This window comes from Pseudomonas sp. GM33 (assembly GCF_000282295.1).
Classification (GTDB): Bacteria; Pseudomonadota; Gammaproteobacteria; order Pseudomonadales; family Pseudomonadaceae; genus Aquipseudomonas; species Aquipseudomonas laurylsulfatiphila.
Genome location: NZ_AKJO01000017.1, coordinates 20772 through 37827 on the forward strand (window position 1 = coordinate 20772; position 17056 = coordinate 37827).

Annotated in this window: 15 protein-coding genes; 8 read left to right on the forward strand and 7 right to left on the reverse strand. The window is 60.5% G+C overall.

Features of this window, described 5'->3' with window-relative positions; all coding sequences use genetic code 11:
• Positions 1-3 precede the first annotated feature (3 nt).
• The 7 genes from PMI26_RS26090 (at position 4) to PMI26_RS26060 (ending at position 8170) form a co-directional block, all read left to right on the forward strand.
• A complete protein-coding gene (locus PMI26_RS26090) occupies positions 4-1446 on the forward strand; it encodes a mannose-1-phosphate guanylyltransferase/mannose-6-phosphate isomerase (protein ID WP_007970680.1) in 1443 nt (480 codons plus the stop codon).
• Positions 1447-2244 carry an ABC transporter permease gene (locus tag PMI26_RS26085; RefSeq protein ID WP_007970681.1) on the forward strand — a complete coding sequence of 266 codons (798 nt, stop codon included), beginning with the start codon at positions 1447-1449 and terminating at the stop codon, positions 2242-2244.
• Positions 2244-3497, forward strand: coding sequence for an ABC transporter ATP-binding protein (locus PMI26_RS26080; RefSeq protein ID WP_007970682.1), 1254 nt, complete (start codon positions 2244-2246; stop codon positions 3495-3497). The genes PMI26_RS26085 and PMI26_RS26080 overlap by 1 nt, the downstream gene beginning before the upstream one ends.
• The gene (locus tag PMI26_RS26075; protein ID WP_007970683.1) at positions 3494-4861 is read left to right on the forward strand and encodes a glycosyltransferase family 4 protein; all 1368 of its coding nucleotides are present in this window, start codon (positions 3494-3496) and stop codon (positions 4859-4861) included. The genes PMI26_RS26080 and PMI26_RS26075 overlap by 4 nt, the downstream gene beginning before the upstream one ends.
• On the forward strand, positions 4845-5975 hold the full coding sequence (locus PMI26_RS26070; RefSeq protein WP_007970684.1) for a glycosyltransferase family 4 protein: 1131 nt from the start codon (positions 4845-4847) through the stop codon (positions 5973-5975). Before PMI26_RS26075 ends, PMI26_RS26070 begins: the two co-directional genes overlap by 17 nt.
• The gene (locus tag PMI26_RS26065; RefSeq protein ID WP_007970685.1) at positions 5976-7106 is read left to right on the forward strand and encodes a glycosyltransferase family 4 protein; all 1131 of its coding nucleotides are present in this window, start codon (positions 5976-5978) and stop codon (positions 7104-7106) included.
• Positions 7107-7252: 146 nt separating this feature from the next.
• Complete coding sequence (locus PMI26_RS26060; protein ID WP_007970686.1) at positions 7253-8170, forward strand: LysR family transcriptional regulator; 918 nt, start codon at positions 7253-7255, stop codon at positions 8168-8170.
• Here the strand turns inward: PMI26_RS26060 and PMI26_RS26055 are convergent.
• The 6 genes from PMI26_RS26055 to PMI26_RS26030 form a co-directional block, all read right to left on the reverse strand.
• The gene (locus PMI26_RS26055; RefSeq protein ID WP_007970693.1) at positions 8167-8778 is read right to left on the reverse strand and encodes an RraA family protein; all 612 of its coding nucleotides are present in this window, start codon (positions 8776-8778) and stop codon (positions 8167-8169) included. The two genes, PMI26_RS26060 and PMI26_RS26055, sit on opposite strands and share 4 nt — an antisense overlap.
• Positions 8771-9163 (reverse strand): RidA family protein, encoded by a 393-nt coding sequence (locus PMI26_RS26050; protein WP_007970696.1) that lies wholly within the window; start codon positions 9161-9163, stop codon positions 8771-8773. Before PMI26_RS26050 ends, PMI26_RS26055 begins: the two co-directional genes overlap by 8 nt.
• 18 nt (positions 9164-9181) lie before the next feature.
• Positions 9182-10561 (reverse strand): MFS transporter, encoded by a 1380-nt coding sequence (locus tag PMI26_RS26045; protein WP_007970698.1) that lies wholly within the window; start codon positions 10559-10561, stop codon positions 9182-9184.
• 312 nt (positions 10562-10873) lie between these two features.
• A complete protein-coding gene (locus PMI26_RS26040) occupies positions 10874-11815 on the reverse strand; it encodes a 2-hydroxyacid dehydrogenase (protein ID WP_007970699.1) in 942 nt (313 codons plus the stop codon).
• The gene (locus PMI26_RS26035; RefSeq protein WP_007970700.1) at positions 11812-12567 is read right to left on the reverse strand and encodes a class II aldolase/adducin family protein; all 756 of its coding nucleotides are present in this window, start codon (positions 12565-12567) and stop codon (positions 11812-11814) included. Before PMI26_RS26035 ends, PMI26_RS26040 begins: the two co-directional genes overlap by 4 nt.
• Positions 12564-13865, reverse strand: a complete 1302-nt coding sequence (locus PMI26_RS26030; protein ID WP_007970701.1) for an MFS transporter — start codon at positions 13863-13865, stop codon at positions 12564-12566. Before PMI26_RS26030 ends, PMI26_RS26035 begins: the two co-directional genes overlap by 4 nt.
• A 155-nt stretch (positions 13866-14020) precedes the next feature.
• On the opposite strand from PMI26_RS26030, the gene PMI26_RS26025 reads away from it, so the two are divergent.
• A complete protein-coding gene (locus PMI26_RS26025; protein ID WP_007970702.1) occupies positions 14021-14980 on the forward strand; it encodes a LysR family transcriptional regulator in 960 nt (319 codons plus the stop codon).
• Between the two features lie 12 nt (positions 14981-14992).
• Here PMI26_RS26025 and mrdA read toward each other — a convergent pair whose 3' ends face one another.
• Positions 14993-16885: a penicillin-binding protein 2 gene (gene mrdA, locus PMI26_RS26020; RefSeq protein WP_007970703.1), complete on the reverse strand. Its 1893-nt coding sequence runs from the start codon at positions 16883-16885 to the stop codon at positions 14993-14995.
• Positions 16886-17056 lie beyond the last annotated feature (171 nt).

Consider the following 17056-nt stretch of genomic DNA (forward strand, 5'->3'; position numbering starts at 1 on the left):
GCCATGCTGATTCCCGTGATTCTCTCCGGCGGTGCCGGGACAAGGTTGTGGCCGGTGTCGCGTGAAGGCCATCCCAAGCCGTTCATGGCCTTGCCTGACGGCCAGTCGCTGCTGGGCAAGACCTATCGGCGTGCCGCCGACCTGCTCGACGGCTGGGGCGATATCGTCACGGTGACCAACCGCGAATACTACTTCCAGAGCAAGGATCACTTTCGGGACGCGCACCTTGGCCGTCATCGCGGGCACTTCCTGCTGGAACCGACGGGACGCAATACGGCGCCGGCGATTGCCGCCGCTGCCCTCTCCCTCCAGGCCCTGCATGGCGACGACGCGATCATGCTGGTCATGCCGGCCGACCATCTGATCGTCAATGTCGACGCACTCAAGGACGCAGTCGAGCATGCCGTGACATTGGCCAGGAGCGGTCACCTGGTGACCTTCGGTGTCGTGCCGACTGCTGCGGAAACCGGTTTTGGCTACATTGAAGCCGGCACACCACTGGACGACAAGGGCGCTGCCAGCGTGCGACGCTTCGTCGAAAAGCCCGACCTGCAAACCGCGACGCATTACGTGGAAAGCGGCAACTTCCTGTGGAACTCCGGGATGTTCTGCTTCTCGGTTGCCACCCTGCTGGCCGAACTGCAAACCCACGCTCCCGATTTGGTGGAGCAGACGCAAACCTGCATGGCCGCCAGCGCTGCGGTGGAAAACGCCGGGAGCGTGCAACAGGAACTGTCACCGACGCTGTTTGGCGAAATCATGGACATTTCCATCGACTACGCGTTGATGGAGCGCTCCGACAAGGTGGTCGTCGTGCCCGCCCGTTTCGACTGGAGCGACATCGGCTCCTGGGGGGCGGTGGCCGCGCTGGTACCGGCGGATGCACAGAACAACCGCGCCGTCGGCGAGGCGATTTTCATCGACAGCCACAACAACTTTGTCCAGAGCGACAACCGCCTGGTAGCGACCGTGGGCGTGGATAACCTGATCATCGTCGACACCGCCGACGCGGTGCTGGTGGCCCACGCCGACCGCGCCCAGGATGTGCGCCGGGTGGCCAGGCAACTCAAGGACAAAGAGCACGAGGCCTATCGCCTGCACCGTACGGTCAGCCGGCCATGGGGCACCTACACCGTGCTGGAGGAAGGCCCGCGCTTCAAGATCAAACGTATCGTGGTCAAGCCCGGCGCCAAGTTGTCATTGCAGATGCACCACCATCGCAATGAACACTGGGTGGTGGTCGAAGGCATGGCCAAGGTCACCAACAACGGCACCGGCACGCACCTGGTGGCCAAGAACGAATCGACCTTCATTGCCGCCGGTCACAAGCATCGCCTGGAGAATCCCGGCGTGATCGACCTTGTGATCATCGAAGTGCAAAGCGGCGAATACCTGGGAGAGGACGACATCGTCCGCTTCGAAGACCAATACGGCAGGACGGTTTGAATGCTGCTTTCTTTGTACCGCTCGTTGTGGAGCTACCGGGGTTTCATCCTCGGTAGCGTCAAGCGAGAGTTCCAGGCGCGTTATCGCAATTCACTGTTCGGTGCCTTGTGGACCGTGCTCAACCCGCTGTCGATGATCATCGTCTACACCGTGATCTTTTCCCACATCATGCGCGCCCGTTTGCCAGGGGTGGATGACGGTTTGGCCTACAGCGTCTACCTCTGTGCCGGATTGCTGACGTGGGGTTTGTTCGCAGAAATCACCGTCCGCAGTCAGAACATGTTTCTGGACAACGCCAACCTGCTTAAAAAAATCAGCTTCCCGCGGATCTGCCTGCCGGTCATCGTGCTGTTCAACGCCGGCATCAACTTCGCGATCATCATCGGCCTGTTCCTCGGCTTTCTGTTGCTCACCGGGCGACTGCCGGGCATGGCGCTGCTGGCGCTCATTCCTCTGCTCGCGCTACAGGTGATGTTTTGTGCCGGGTTGGGGATGATTCTTGGCGTACTGAATGTGTTCTTTCGTGATGTCGGGCAATTTTTCGCCATTTGCCTGCAGTTCTGGTTCTGGCTGACGCCGATCGTGTACCCGATGAGCATTCTGCCCGATTGGGTGCAGCGCCTGCTGCAACTCAACCCCCTGACCAACCTGATGTCCAGCTACCAGAACCTGTTTCTTTACGGTCAATGGCCCGTCTGGAGTTCGCTGCTGCCGATCATGGTCGCCAGTGTCTTGTTCTTCGTCATCGGACTGCGTCTGTTTCGACAGCGGGTCGGCGAAATGGTGGATGAACTCTGATGGGACACATACGCGTCACCGGCCTGGGCAAGGCCTACAAACAGTACCCTACCCGCTGGAGTCGACTGGCCGAGTGGCTGATCCCGTTTTCGCCGATCCGTCATCGCCAGCATTGGGTGCTACAAGACGTGACTTTCCAGATTGCCCCCGGAGAATCAGTGGGCATCGTCGGGGTCAACGGCGCCGGCAAAAGCACCTTGTTGAAGATGATCACCGGCACCACCCAACCCACCTGCGGCACCATTGAGCTCGAAGGCCGCGTCGCCGCCCTGCTGGAACTGGGCATGGGTTTTCATGCGGACTTTACCGGCCGGCAGAATGCGGTCATGGCCGGGCAATTGCTGGGCATGCAGGTCGAAGAAATAGAAGCGTTGATGCCGGAAATCGAACGTTTCGCGGAAATAGGCGACGCCATCGACCACCCGGTGCGTACTTATTCCAGCGGCATGCAAATGCGCCTGGCGTTCAGCGTGGCTACCGCGCGGCGCCCGGACATTTTGATCGTCGATGAAGCACTGTCGGTGGGCGACGCCTACTTTCAGCACAAAAGCTTCGACCGCATCCGCAGCTTTCGCAAAGCCGGAACCACGCTGTTGATCGTCTCCCATGACCGCTCGGCGATTCAGTCGATCTGTGACTCGGCGATCCTCCTGGAAAATGGTCACATGGCCATGCACGACACCCCCGAAACGGTCATGGATTACTACAACGCCCTGCTCGCCGAGCGTGAAGGACAAACCGTGCGCCAGGAAATGCTCTCTGGCGGTCAAGTCAGCACCATTTCCGGAACGGGTGAAGCCAGGATTCTGAACGTGCGCCTGCTCGACCAACATGAGCGGTCCATCGACGCCGCCGAAGTCGGTCAGCCGGTGGTGCTGGAAGTGAATGTCGAAGTTCGCCAGGACATCGAGCGGCTGGTGCTGGGGTTCATGATCAAGGATCGCCTGGGCCAGGCCATGTACGGTATCAACACCCATCGCCAGGATCAGGCGCTGACCGATCTGCAGGCTGGCGAGCGCGTGACCTACCGCTTTGCTTTCGTCATGGGGCTGGGCAAGGGTAACTATTCCGTGGCGTTGAGCTTGTCTCGCCTGGATTCACACCTGGACCGCAACTTCGAGTGGCGTGATTACGGGTTGGTGTTCCATGTGATCAACAACCGACAGGAAGATTTCGTTGGCTGCTCATGGCTGGCCGCGAAGACCACCGTCACGCGCTCGAGCGCGCCGGTCACCTCCGGGAGTACGCCATGACCCGTCTTCTGGTGGAATGCACCCACGTATTCCAACACCCCAAGGTCAATTCGGGCATTCAGCGGGTGGTGCGCAACGTCGTCAACCAGCTACCGGAATCGCTCGACGGTGTTGAATGCATCCCGGTGGTGATGCTCAAGGGCAAACTCTATCGGGTTCTGAAACTCGGCGCGCTGAACATCCCGCTTTTCGATCAGGTGATGGTGTTCGGCGGCAGACTCGGCCGGCTGGCACATCGTTTCTGGCAAGGGTACCAGCGGCTCGACCAACGCTTGACGTCGCGGTTCGCCCGACGCGTGGTGTATGTGGCTTATCGGCTGACAGCGCTGACCTGCTTCAGCGTGCCGCTGCGCCTGATCGACCAGCTCGATCAGTATCAACTGCCCAAACGTTGTGCACCGTTGCAGCATCAACCGGGGGATCAACTGGTGTTGCTGGACTCATCCTGGCACACCGACTTTTTCCCGTTTGCCGAACAGCTCAAACGCGAAGGCGTGGGCATCGTTTCAGTGATCTACGACCTGATTCCCCTGACTCACCCGCAGTTTTACGACACACGACTGGTGCAGGTGTTCAACGAGTGGTTCGACTGGATCACCCGGACCGCCGATGGCTACGTGGCCATTTCCGCCACGGTGCGTGACCAGGTGCGAGAGGAGGTTCAACACCGCCTGGGCACTGCCAGGGCCAACCAGTTGTGGTTCGATTATTTTCACCTGGGTTCCGAACTCGATCTGAGGGAAGTCACCGCCGCCGTGGAACCGCGTCTTGCCCGGCTGTTCGAGACGCCGGAACCCGTATTCCTGATGGTCAGTACCATCGAGCCGCGCAAAAACCATGACTACCTGCTGGACGCTTTCGAGCTGGCCTGGGCAGCGGGCTCCAGGGCCCGGCTGTGTATCGCCGGTCGGGTCGGCTGGAAATGCGACGCCCTGCTCGCCCGGGTACGCAATCACCCGCAACTGAACCAACGACTGTTCATGTTCAATGACCTGAGCGACACCAGCCTCGAACATGCCTACACCCACGCCAGCTCACTGGTGTTTCCGTCTTTTGTGGAAGGCTTCGGCCTGCCGCTGGTGGAAGCCATGCAGCGTGGACTGCCGGCCATGGGCAGCGACATTGCGGTCTTTCGTGAAATCGGCGGCGAGTTCATGGCGTATTTCGATCTGGCCGAGCCACAAAGCCTGGCTGATCTGGTCGTTCGTTTCGAGTGCAGCGGTCAATTCCCGGCCACTCGCGATGTCGCGGACTGGCGCTGGATCGGCTGGCGTGAAGCCAGTGCGCAACTGGCTGAACGCACCCTGCGCAATCTTGTAGACGTGCCGCTCATGGAAGAGAGGCAACATGCGAATTGCCCTTAACGCGCGAATTCTCCAGGCGCCACGTACCGGCATCGGCCACTACGTCGCCGAATTGGCGAACGCCCTGGCGGGTGAACCGGATGTTGAGCTGGCGCTGTTTCATGGCTGGGGCTGGAGCTCTGTGCTGCCTGAAGCAGCCATGCCCGGTTATTCCCGGCTGACACCCCTGCTACGGCAGATTCCGGGGGCCTATCAGGCCCGACGGTGGCTGGAGCAGAAACGCTTCGATCAAGGCCGCGCGCAAGCGATCGACCTCTACCACGAACCGAGCCTGTGGCCGCTGTCGTTCGATGGCCCGACCGTCATCACCCTGCATGACCTGACGCACCTGCACTATCCCGAAACGCAGCCGCCCGCGCGCTTGCGAGAAATCCAACGGCGCGTGACCGAGGGCGTGCAGCGGGCGAGCCTGATACTGACCGACTCGCAGTACATTGCCGACGAAGCCCAGGCACATTTCGGGCTGCCGGCCGAGCAGTTTGTCGTCGCGCCGCTGGGCGTAGCCGGACGTTTCCACCCTCGCCCCCCCGAGGCCATCGACGCTGTACTCAAGGCTCATGGCGTCGAGGTGCGGGAATACTTCCTCTGTGTCGGCACCCTGGAGCCACGCAAAAATCTGTCCCTGGCCCTGCGCGCCCACGCCCGATTGCCGGAATCAGTCCGTCAGCGTTTTCCATTGCTGATCGTCGGCATGGCCGGCTGGCAGCGCGAACAGTTCAGTGAAGAATTGCAGCAGGCCCTGGCTTGCGGTTACGTCTGTTTGCTCGGCTATCTGCCTGATGAGCATGTTGCGCAGCTGTTGGCGGGAGCACGGGCATTGATTTTTCCGTCGATTTACGAAGGTTTCGGCCTGCCGGTGCTGGAGGCCATGGCCTGCGGCACGCCGGTCATTTTGACTCGACGCTCGGCCATGCCCGAAGTGGCAGGCCCTGCGGGCAACTATATTGAACCTGATGATCCCGACGGCTTGCGCGATGCAATGAACCGTCTGATCGAGGATCTAGCGCATTGGCAGGCATGCCGAGAAGCCGGATTGCTACAGGCAAGGCTTTTTACCTGGGAGCGCTGTGCACAAGTCACGGCCAGCGCCTATCGCCAGGTCATGGGAGATTGAATGCGAGTTCTTCATTTTTTCAAGACGTACCTGCCTGATTCGGTCGGCGGGATCGAACAAGTGATTTTCCAGCTGTGCGAAAGCGGTGCCGTGCACGGCGTTGAAGGCAAGGTGCTGACACTCAGTGCCGACCCGACACCGCCGGTGATGCAGATCGCTCAACATGAAGTCCATCGGGCCCGGCTCGACATTCAGTTTGCCTCAACCGGGTTTTCCTGGAGCGTCTTCAAGCAGTTTCGCGAGCTGGCGGCCGAGGCCGACGTGGTCAATTATCACTTTCCATGGCCGTTCATGGACTTGGTGCATTTCGCCAGCGGCCTGAACAAACCCAGCGTGGTGACGTATCACTCGGACATTATCCGTCAGAAAAACCTGCTCAAACTCTACCGGCCGCTGATGAATCGCTTTCTGCACAGCGCCGACCGGATCGTCGCTGCATCGCCCAATTACCTGCACACCAGTGATGTGTTGCAACAGTTTCAGCACAAGACCCGAGTGATCCCCTATGGATTGAACAAGGCAGGTTACCCACAGCCTGACAGTGATCGAACGGTCCACTGGCGGCAGAAGCTTGGCGACAAGTTCTTTCTGTTTGTGGGTGTGATGCGCTACTACAAAGGTTTGCACATCCTGCTCGACGCCCTGAAGGACCTGGATTATCCGACGGTGATTGTCGGTGCCGGCCCACTCGAAGCAGAGCTTCATGCCCAGGCGGCCGCCTTGGGTTTACGCAATGTTCACTTCCTCGGGCGTCTGGGAGACGAGGACAAGGTAGCGCTGCTGCAACTGAGCTACGCCATCGTGTTCCCGTCGCACCTGCGCTCCGAAGCCTTCGGCATTTCACTGCTTGAAGCCGCGATGTATGGCAAACCGATGATCTCCAGTGAGATTGGCACGGGCACCAGTTACATCAACATCCATAACGAAACCGGGCTGGTGGTGCCGCCCAGTGATCCACTGGCGTTTCGTGAGGCGATGCGCACGCTTTGGGAAAACCCGGCGCTGGCGGCACAAATGGGCGAGAAAGCGCAGGCCCGCTATCAGAATCTGTTTACGGCGGATGAAATGGGTCGCAAATGGACCGCGTTGTATGAGGAACTGCTGGAAGAAAAAAACCTCGCCTACGCATGAGGCTTTTTTTGCCGGATCCGACTGGCCTCGGCTGCGACGCACCAACAGTGTTACGATCCCGCGACTGTAGATTTTCCATGGCTTGCGCACCGGGTGTGCAAGCCGTCGACTTTCCCCATTGGCCCCTGACTGGCTGCTGAACGCCTATGCAACGCCTGCTCAATGACCGCCTGGACTGGAACCTGCTGCGCACCTTTCGGGTGATTGGCCAGGAGCTGAGCATCAGCCGCGCCGCCGCCCGCCTGCATCTGACACAACCGGCCGTGAGCCAGGCACTCAAGCGCCTGGAAGAACAGCTGGGCCGCCAACTGATTGCCCGTCGCGGACCACGTTTTGCCCTGACCGAAGTCGGCGAGCAGATCTTCGCCCTGGCCGGGGAAATCTACGGGCAGATGTCCCAGGTCAGCAGCGTGCTGGAACAGCCGGCCGATGAAGTGATCGGCAAAGTGCGTCTTCTGATCATCAGCCGGATTTTCTCCGAGCGCTTTGATGACTTCCTCGCCGACTTCCATCGCCAATACCCGCGCGTCGATCTGGAAGTCGATGTGATGCGCAGTTCCGACATCGTCAGCGCCCTCCAGGAAAAAACCGCGACCCTTGGCCTGAGCCTCAATCGGCGCCCGCAGCCACGCCTGGAGCAGCGTTTGTTCCTGCGTCAACGCTATGCGTTTTTCTGCGGCAAGCACCATGGACTGTTCGGCCGACAGGACGTCGCCGAAGGGGATTTGCAACGGGAGAACTTCGTCAGTTTCACCAGTGACCAGATCGGCGGCATGCTCTCGCCACTGACGATCTTCCGTGATCAACAGGGTTTCAGCGGGCGCATCGTCGCCTCGTCACCGAGCCTGGAAGAAGTCCGGCGACTGGTCATCGCCGGCTTCGGTATCGGCTGCTTACCCGAGCACGTGGTGGCGGCGGATGTCGACGCCGGATTGCTCTGGCGCCTGCCGCCCCACGAAGGGATTGCCGATGTCGACATTCATTTGCTGTGGAACCGCGAACAGCGCATGAGCCGGGCCGAGACGATCTTTCTCGAAAGCCTGCAGCAACGTCTGACGGACTAGACGCGCAAGACTTGCGTCACTGGCTCACCGGCGCACAAGCGTTCGAGCAAGTGCGGCTCGGCACGGTCCGAAGCCAGTGCCTGCTCGATGACCGCCAGCGCCGATGCCGTGTCGAGAAACAACACGCCGTTGTCGTCCGCCAGCACCCAATCCCCCGGTTGCACCATCACGCCGGCGCAGTGAACGGGCTGATTGATGGCGCTGTCATTGCGCCCGTGCAGCTTGGTGGTCAACAGGCTGGTGCCACGGGCAAACACCGGCAACCCGGCTTCGCGCAGCTCCAGCAGGTCGGTCACCGCGCCATCCACCACAATGCCCACCGCCCCGGCGCAGCGTGCCGCGCAACTGGTCACCGCACCGACCGGGGCGTGCCGATGGTCACCTCCCGTGTCGATCACCAGCACATCGCCCGGCCTGATCTGCGCCAGGGCCCGGTTGACGGCAATGGCATCGGCGCCCAGCAGTTTCAGGGTCAAGGCTCGGCCAACGACTTTCACATTGGGCACCATGGCCCGCAGTTGCGGGTCGGCGAAACCCTCTTCGAGAAAATGCCCGAGGGTCGGAAAGCTCACCGCCTTGAGCTGTTCGATCAGTTGCGACTCATCCATGTTGCGGCTCCCCGGCAATCAGTTCGGCAACACAGTCGATTTCCAGCGACACACCCCACAAGGCAACGCACACCGTGGTGCGCGCCGGCGGCGCATGGCCGAGGAACTCGCGGTACACAGCGTTGAACGGCTCCAGCTGTGCGGGATCGGTCAGGTAGGCATTGACCTTGATCACGTGGCTGAAACCGGACCCGGCTTCAATCAGGATCGCTTCGAGGTTGCGCAAGGTTTGCCGCACCTGCTCGGGAAAATCGGCAGGCTGGTCGTCGAGGCCGCTGTGAGCCGGGATCTGCCCGGCAGTGAACACCAGGTGACCGCTCACCACGGCCTGGGAGTAAGGACCGACCGGGCCTATGTAGCCCGGGGCCGATTGAATTCTGCGCATGCTTTTGAACTCCGGAAGTCAGGCCGTAGCCGATTTGAAGGGTTTGCCGGGGACCGGATCGTCGGTCGGAGTGACGCTCGGGATTTCGCTGATGTCCTTCTTGAAGGTTTCGGTCAGCAGCAATAGCGCCACCAGTGAAATCAGGGCCGCACCGATCATGTACCAGGCCACCGACGATCCTTTGCCCGTCGCGGCCAGCAATGCCGTGGTGACGATGGGGGTCGCCGCGCTGCCGAGCAGGCCGGACAACATGTAGCTGATGGACAACCCGGAATACCGCACCCGGGTGCCGAACAGTTCGGCGAGGAAGGTCGCGATCGGCCCATAGTTGGCGGAGAATGCGGTCATCAACAACAGATAACCGAACACCACCATCGGCAGCTCCCTGGTGTCCATCAGCCAGAACATCGGGAACGCCACCAGCGCTTCGGCGATGATGCCGCCGACAATGATCGGCTTGCGTCCGAAACGATCCGAGAGCGCACCGAACACCGGCAACATGACGATGCACCAGGCGCAGGACAGCAGCACCACACCGAGCATCACGCCGCGGCTGAAGCCGAGGTTCTGCGTGCCATACGTCAAACCGAACGCCACGATAATGTTGAACGAAGCGCCCGTGGACATGGTGGCGATACCGCCCAGCACCACTTGCTTCCAGTACTTGCGGAACACTTCCGCCAACGGCATCTTCACCTGCACCTCGGCCTCCTTGACCTTGTTGAAGGCCGGGGTTTCCGCGATGTTCAGGCGGATGTACAGGCCGACGGCGATCAGCAACACGCTGGCCAGGAACGGAATACGCCAGCCCCAGGCCAACAGTTCCTCAGGGGACAGCCACGCCGCGATCAACAGGAAGGCCAGGTTGGCAATCATGGTCCCGGCCGGTACGCCGATCTGCACCCAGGAACCGTACAGGCCACGCTTGTTGGCCGGCGCATGCTCCACCGCCATCAACACCGCCCCGCCCCATTCGCCACCCAATGCCAGGCCTTGCACGACCCTGAGCAACAACAACAGGATCGGCGCCCAGATACCGATGGTGGCAAAGTCCGGCAACAGGCCGATGGCGAAGGTGGCCGCGCCCATGGTCAGCAGCGAAATCAACAGCATCGACTTGCGCCCCAGGCGATCACCGAAATGCCCGAACAATGCCGCACCGACAATCCGCGCCAGATACGCCGAAGCAAAGGTGCCAAAAGCCAGCAGTGTTCCGATCAGCGGCACGAAATCCGGGAAGAACACTTTGTTGAACACCAGCGCCGAGGCCGTGGCAAACACGAACAAGTCGTACCACTCCACGGTGGTGCCGATCACACTGGCCACCGCGACTTTTTTCATACTGATTTCAACTTCCGGTGGTGCGCCGGACTTTTCTGCGGACGATAGATCGCTCATCACTGTCTCCAGGAATTCATCAAGAACTCGTTATTTAATTGTTTTGACTGGCAGTAAAACGGTTGAGGCGAAGGTTGTTGTTATGGCTCGCCCAACTGAGCGGGCGAGTTCGCAGGGCATTTTTTTTGGCCTTGGAAGCGGTCTCTTGTAGGAGCCGGCTTGCCGGCGATGGACTCAAGTGCGCCGTGTTTATCCGGTTTACATGCGTTATCGTTAACGACCATCGCTGGCAAGCCGGCTCCTACAGGTGTTGCGTTATCGGTGTTTCCCGGGATTGCGTGAAAATCCATTTTTAACGGGATAGCGGTGGGTTCAATAACCCAGTAATCGGTCCGCACAGTTCAATAACGGTTCGCCGCTATTCAATCGGCGGAAGTTCTCCGCCACTTGTTCGGCAATACAATCATGGGAAGCCGCCGAAGCCATGTGCGGTGTGATGGTGACACCGGGCATGCTCCAGAGCCGGTGATCGACCGGCAGCGGTTCCTGTTCGAAGACATCCAGCAACGCACCGCGCAATTGTCCTCTGGCCAATGCCTGTTCGAGATCGTCGATGTTCAGATGAGCGCCCCGGCCACAGTTGACCAATGCTGCGCCGCTGGCGAGTTGGTCGAACGTGGCCCGGCCGAGGATGCCGCGGGTTTCGCTGGTGAGTGGCAACAGGTTGATCAGCAACTCGACGCCGTCGAGAAACGGATTTAACCCATCGGCCCCGGCGAACGTACGCACACCCGGCAAGTCCTTGCTGCGCCGCGCCCAGCCGCGCACGTCATAACCGGCGGCGGCCAGATCCAGAGCAATCGCGCTGCCCAGCGATCCGAGCCCCATCACACCGACCTTGAACTGCCCCGCCGTCTGTTGCAGCGGCCGTTCCCAGCGTTGCTCCCGTTGTTGCGACAACACCTGGTCGAAACCGCGGTGATAATGGATCACCGCCCAGCGCACGTACTCGGTCATGCCCTGACGATGCCCCGGGTCGACCACGCGGCAGATCGGCAGGTCCGGGCAGGACGGATCGTGGTCGAGGTGGTCGATACCGGCGGCCACCGAGTGAATCACCTGCAGGTTCGGCAATGCACCGAGACTGCCCGGCAAAGGAAACCAGCACGCCGCCATCTTTGCATGGGCGGCCCGCGAATCGTCGGCCAGCACGGCGGTGAGCTGCGGCGCACTGCGGGCGAACGCCGCCTGCAATTGCTTGAGCAGCAAGGTGTCGCGGGACAGCAGAACCACGGTGTTGATGTCGGCGTTCATGACAAATAAGACTCGCGCTGGGATTCGATCAACGTCAGGGCGGCCTCCCAGGCCAGGTCGATGATGTTGTCCTGCTCATCACGGTCAAACTGCTCGGCGGTGTGCGCACACACTTCCGGCGACGGGTAATGCAATGCCGAACCACCGGCCAGCGCCTGCACCTGGGCCTGACAGGCGCGCTCCAGAAAGTGGATTTCCTGGAACGCCTGGGCCACCCCGGAACCACCGACCAGCAAGCCGTGATTGCGCAGGATCATCGCCCGGTGCGGGCCGAGGTCGGCAATCAAGCGCTCGCGTTCATCCAGCGACAGCGCGATGCCCTCATAGGTGTGATAGGCCAGCTTGCCGTAGAACTTCAACGCGTGCTGACTGATCGGCAGCAAGCCTTGCTTCTGCGCCGCGACCGCCATGCCCGCCGCCGTGTGGGTGTGGATCACACAGTTCAGGTCCGGACGCGCCATGTGGATCGCCGAGTGGATCACGAAGCCGGCGGCGTTGACCCGATGGCCTACGTACTCCGGGTCGACCACCCGCCCTTCCTGATCGATGCGCACCAGATCCGAGGCGCGCATGCGGTCGAAGATCACGCCATAGCGGTTGATCAGGAAGTGGTGTTCAGGCCCCGGAATCCGCAGGGTGATGTGGGTGTCGATCAGGTCGGTCATGCGAAAGTGCGCGACCAGTCGATACAGCGCCGCCAGTTCGCAACGGGCTTGCCATTCAACCGGGTCGATGTGTGCAGGTTTACTCACGAATACACCTCTTTAACAGCGTGGGTGACGACCGGGTTGGCGCGCAGGCGGGCCAACCCGCAAACACCGATCAGGGACAAGGCCGAGAGCAAGGTGAAGAACACCGCCAGCGGCAACCATTGTCCGGAAAACTTGCTGGCCAGCAGGGTGCCGATCAGCGGCGTGGTGCCCCCGGCCACGGCGCAAGCCAGTTGATAGGCGATGGAAATGCCCGAGTAGCGCAGGTGCACCGGGAAAGCCTGGGTCATGTAGCCGGCGATCACCGCGTACAGCGCCGAGAGAATCACCACGGCCAACGCGATGCCGAGTGTCATCAACAGAATGTTCTGCGTGCCCACCAGCAGGAACATCGGGTAGGGCGTGAGCATGCACAGCAGTGCGACCCATTTGAGAAAACGCCCTTCACCGATACGCTCGGCCAGCAGCGCCGAGAGCGGCTGCGAGAGCAACTGGATGACCGTCACCAGAAACAGGCAATCGAGAATCGTCGAACGGGCAATGCCCTGGTACTGGGTGACGTAGGTGATCATGAAGGTGTTGGTGAAGAAGAACCCGGCCGAGCCGATGGTCACCGCAGCGGCGGCGAACAGGATCTGCCGCCAGCAGGTGCGGATCACGTCCATCACCGGGTATTGGGCGGTCTCGTTGTTGTCCTGGACCTTGGCGAACTCCGGGGACTCGTGAACGCCGGAGCGGATCAACAGGCCGACCATCATCAATACGCCGCTGGCGAGGAACGGCAGACGCCATCCCCAGGCGAGGAACTCCTCGGGCTCAAGGGACGTCACCAGGCGGAAAGCGATCAGTGCCAGCAACAAGCCGGCCGGGCTGCCCAATTGGGCGAACGAGGCGTAGAACGTCTTGCGCCTGGCCGGTGCGTGTTCGCTCGCCATCAACACCGCCCCGCCCCACTCGCCACCGACCGAAATGCCCTGGATCAAGCGCAGCACGATCAGACCGATCGGCGCCCAAATGCCGACGCTGGCATAGCTCGGCAACAGGCCAATGCCGGCGGTGGCAATGCCCATCAAGGCCATGGTCACCAGGAGCATTTTCTTGCGTCCGAGGCGATCGCCCAGATGACCGAACACCATTCCGGCCATGGGCCGCGCAATGAAGCCGACAGCGAAACTGCCAAATGCCGCGAGGGTACTCATGACCGGGTCGCTGCTGGGGAAGAACACCTGCCCGAGAACCAGCGCCGCCGCGGTGGCGTAGATGTAGAAGTCGTAGAACTCGATGGTCGTGCCAATGAAGGCCGCGGCCGCGGCTCGGCGCGGTTGGGGAGTAGTGTGCATGCAAGGACCCTGTGTACTTATAGTTTTTGGGCAGGTGTTAAGGCGGATGACGGTTGCGCTCTATGGCGCTTGTAGGCTTTATCGCTTCCATGCCAGGATTAGTCAATTTTCAAATCCTTATCTTTACTATTAGCACTGCTACTGCATGAGGTTTTATGTCCTCCACTTCCAACCCGTGGGTCGGCCGGCGCTTTCTCAATGACCGCCTCGACTGGAACCTGCTGCGCACCTATCTGGTCATCGGCCAGGAAGGCAGCATGAGCCGCGCTGCCGCGCGACTGCACATCACCCAGTCGGCCGTCAGCCAGGCGCTGAAACGACTGGAAGAACAGCTGGAATGCGTGCTGATTGCCCGCAGCGGTCGACGCTTTGACCTGACGGAAACCGGGGAAGAAGTCCTGCGCATCGCGGCCGATATCTACGGTGATATTTCACGCCTGGGGACGGTGGTGGAGAGTCGTCACGACGACGTGGTGGGCAAGATCCGTATCCTCACCGTCAGCGGTGTGCAGGCTCGGCACTACGATGATTTCCTCGCTGACTTCCATGAAACCCACCCGAAAATCGAGCTGGAAGTCGAGGTGATGGGCAGTTCGAACATCATCAGTTCGCTGCTGCAAAAGACCGCGACCATTGGCGTCGGCCTGTGTCGTCTACCACAGCCGCGGCTGGAACAGCGGGTGCTGTTTCGCGAGACCTACGCTTACTTTTGTGGCCAGCGCCATCGCCTGTTCGGGCAAGAAAATCTGACCCTGGAACAACTGGCGGCGGAAAACTTCGTCAGCTTCACCAGCGACCAGTTGGGCGGCAATCTTTCACCCCTGACGCTGTTCCGCGATCAGCAAGGCTTCACCGGTAAGATCGTCGCGTCTTCCACCAGTTTCGAAGAAATTTACCGCCTGATCTGCGCAGGTTACGGGATCGGTGCCTTGCCTACTCATCTGGTGCGCCGGGATGTCGAGCAAGGTCTGCTCTGGCGCCTGCCGCCGGAAGACGGCGTGGTGGATTTCGATATCCAGTTGTTGTGGAATCGCGAACAGAAGATGAGCCAGGCCGAAACGGTGTTCCTCGAGAGCTTCCAGCACATGCTCAGCATCCGCGAGCCTGTGCTGTGAAGCCCTGACGGTTCAGACGTGAAGATCGCCCGGCGCCTTGCCCGGTGCCGCGTACTGCGGCTTCAGGTGCCCGTCCTGATCGAGTAGCCAGGCGTCCATGATCTGCCGGACGACCGGTCCGGCGACGCGGCCACCCGCCTCGCCGTTTTCGATCATCACCGAAATCACGATCTTCGGGTGCTCGGCCGGGGCGAAACCGACAAACAAGGCATTGTCGCGGTTACGCTCACGGGTTTTCTCCCGGTTGTAACGTTCGCCCTGCTTGATCGCCACCACTTGCGCGGTACCACTCTTGCCGGCAATACGGTACTGCGCGCCCGCGGCGGCGGCCCGGGCAATCCCCCGGGCATCGTGCATCACCATCTGCATGCCATGGTTGACCTGCTCCCAGTCGCGTGGATCCTTGAGCAGAATATTGGGCATTGGATGCTCATCCACCGGCGCGACGCCGTCCACGGTTTTGGCCAGGTGCGGGCGATTCCACACACCTTTGTTGGCAATCAGCGCCGTGGCCTGGGCCAATTGCAGCGGCGTGACCTGCATGTAGCCCTGGCCGATACCGAGAATCACCGTCTCGCCCGGAAACCAGGCCTGCCGACGCGTGGCGCGCTTCCATGCCTGGGATGGCATCAGGCCGGGGGATTCTTCGTTCATGTCCAGGGAGACTTTCTCACCCAGTCCGAACATCGCCATGTAGTCGTGCAGGCGATCGATCCCCAGCTTGTGTGCGAGGTCATAGAAATAGGTGTCGTTGGAACGCATGATCGCTGCATCCATATCCACCCAGCCATCACCACTGTGGTTCCAGTTGCGGTACTTGTGATCAAAATCCGGCAGTTGGTAATAACCGGGGTCGAACACACGGGTCTGTGGCGTGACGACACCTGCGTCGAGTCCGGCGATTGCCATTTCCGGCTTGATGGTCGAACCCGGCGCGTACAGGCCGCGCAGCACACGGTTGAACAGCGGTCGGTCGACGGAGTCGCGTAGCGTGGAGTACTCCCTGGAACTGATGCCGGTGACGAACAGATTAGGATCGAAACTCGGGTTGCTGACCATGGCCAACACTTCACCGGTCGACGGATCGAGCGCAACCACCGAGCCGCGACGATCGCCCAGGGCTTGTTCGGCGGCTTCCTGCAGCTTGACGTCGAGGCTCAGGACAATGTTTTCACCCGGCACCGGATCCGTGTGCTTGAGCACTCGCAGCACGCGGCCCTGGGCATTGGTTTCGACCTCCTCATAACCGACATGGCCGTGCAGTTGCGCCTCGTAGAATTTTTCGATCCCGGTCTTGCCAATGGATTGGGTGCCTCGGTACTCGACCGTATCCAGAGCCTTGGACTCTTTCTCGTTGATGCGTCCGACGTAGCCGACCGAATGCGCGAAGTGCGCGCCCAACGGATAGTGCCGAACGAACTGCGGCTCGACATCGATGCCCGGCAAGCGGAACTCGTTGACGGCGAGTACGGCGATCTGTTCTTCGCTCAGTTCATAGAACAGCGTCACCGGTACGAAGGGGTGACGTGCCTGCTTCATCACCTTGTCGAATTGCGAGCGGTCTTCAGCGGACAAGTGCAGGAGATTGACGACCTCGTCCAGCTCTTCGTTGACATTGGAAGCACGTTCGCGGGTGATGCTCAGGTTGAAGCTGGGGCGGTTGTCCGCAAGGAGTACGCCATTGCGGTCATAGATCAATCCACGGGTAGGTGTAATCGGCAGGACATGTACGCGATTGTTTTCGGAGATGGTCGAGTGATAGTCGAACTCGACGACCTGCAGGACATACAGGCGCACCACCAGAGCACAAGTAATGGCGGCAACGAACAAGGCGCAGGCCAGGAGTCTCTTGTTGACCAGGCGTGTTTCTTTTTCGTGGTCCTTGATCGGTATCGGTTCAGGCACTTGTGCAGCAACTCTTTGAAAAGAATGCCGATCCGTGGGCGCAGACTCAGTCCATTAAAAATGAGCTGCACCTTACCAAACCCGGGAAGTCAGGTTTGTGTGATTTTTTTCACAATTGACCTTGAATGGGTCGTTCCCTGTTTTTTCGCGCGCAAAAACAAAACCCCAACT

What these genes read in the sequence shown, in the direction of transcription:
- PMI26_RS26090 (WP_007970680.1), top strand. Translation starts at nt 4, where the DNA reads ATGCTGATTCCCGTGATTCTCTCCGGCGGTGCCGGGACAAGGTTGTGG.
- PMI26_RS26085 (WP_007970681.1), top strand. Translation starts at nt 1,447, where the DNA reads ATGCTGCTTTCTTTGTACCGCTCGTTGTGGAGCTACCGGGGTTTCATC.
- PMI26_RS26080 (WP_007970682.1), top strand. Translation starts at nt 2,244, where the DNA reads ATGGGACACATACGCGTCACCGGCCTGGGCAAGGCCTACAAACAGTAC.
- PMI26_RS26075 (WP_007970683.1), top strand. Translation starts at nt 3,494, where the DNA reads ATGACCCGTCTTCTGGTGGAATGCACCCACGTATTCCAACACCCCAAG.
- PMI26_RS26070 (WP_007970684.1), top strand. Translation starts at nt 4,845, where the DNA reads ATGCGAATTGCCCTTAACGCGCGAATTCTCCAGGCGCCACGTACCGGC.
- PMI26_RS26065 (WP_007970685.1), top strand. Translation starts at nt 5,976, where the DNA reads ATGCGAGTTCTTCATTTTTTCAAGACGTACCTGCCTGATTCGGTCGGC.
- PMI26_RS26060 (WP_007970686.1), top strand. Translation starts at nt 7,253, where the DNA reads ATGCAACGCCTGCTCAATGACCGCCTGGACTGGAACCTGCTGCGCACC.
- PMI26_RS26055 (WP_007970693.1), bottom strand. Translation starts at nt 8,778, where the DNA reads ATGGATGAGTCGCAACTGATCGAACAGCTCAAGGCGGTGAGCTTTCCG.
- PMI26_RS26050 (WP_007970696.1), bottom strand. Translation starts at nt 9,163, where the DNA reads ATGCGCAGAATTCAATCGGCCCCGGGCTACATAGGCCCGGTCGGTCCT.
- PMI26_RS26045 (WP_007970698.1), bottom strand. Translation starts at nt 10,561, where the DNA reads ATGAGCGATCTATCGTCCGCAGAAAAGTCCGGCGCACCACCGGAAGTT.
- PMI26_RS26040 (WP_007970699.1), bottom strand. Translation starts at nt 11,815, where the DNA reads ATGAACGCCGACATCAACACCGTGGTTCTGCTGTCCCGCGACACCTTG.
- PMI26_RS26030 (WP_007970701.1), bottom strand. Translation starts at nt 13,865, where the DNA reads ATGCACACTACTCCCCAACCGCGCCGAGCCGCGGCCGCGGCCTTCATT.
- PMI26_RS26025 (WP_007970702.1), top strand. Translation starts at nt 14,021, where the DNA reads ATGTCCTCCACTTCCAACCCGTGGGTCGGCCGGCGCTTTCTCAATGAC.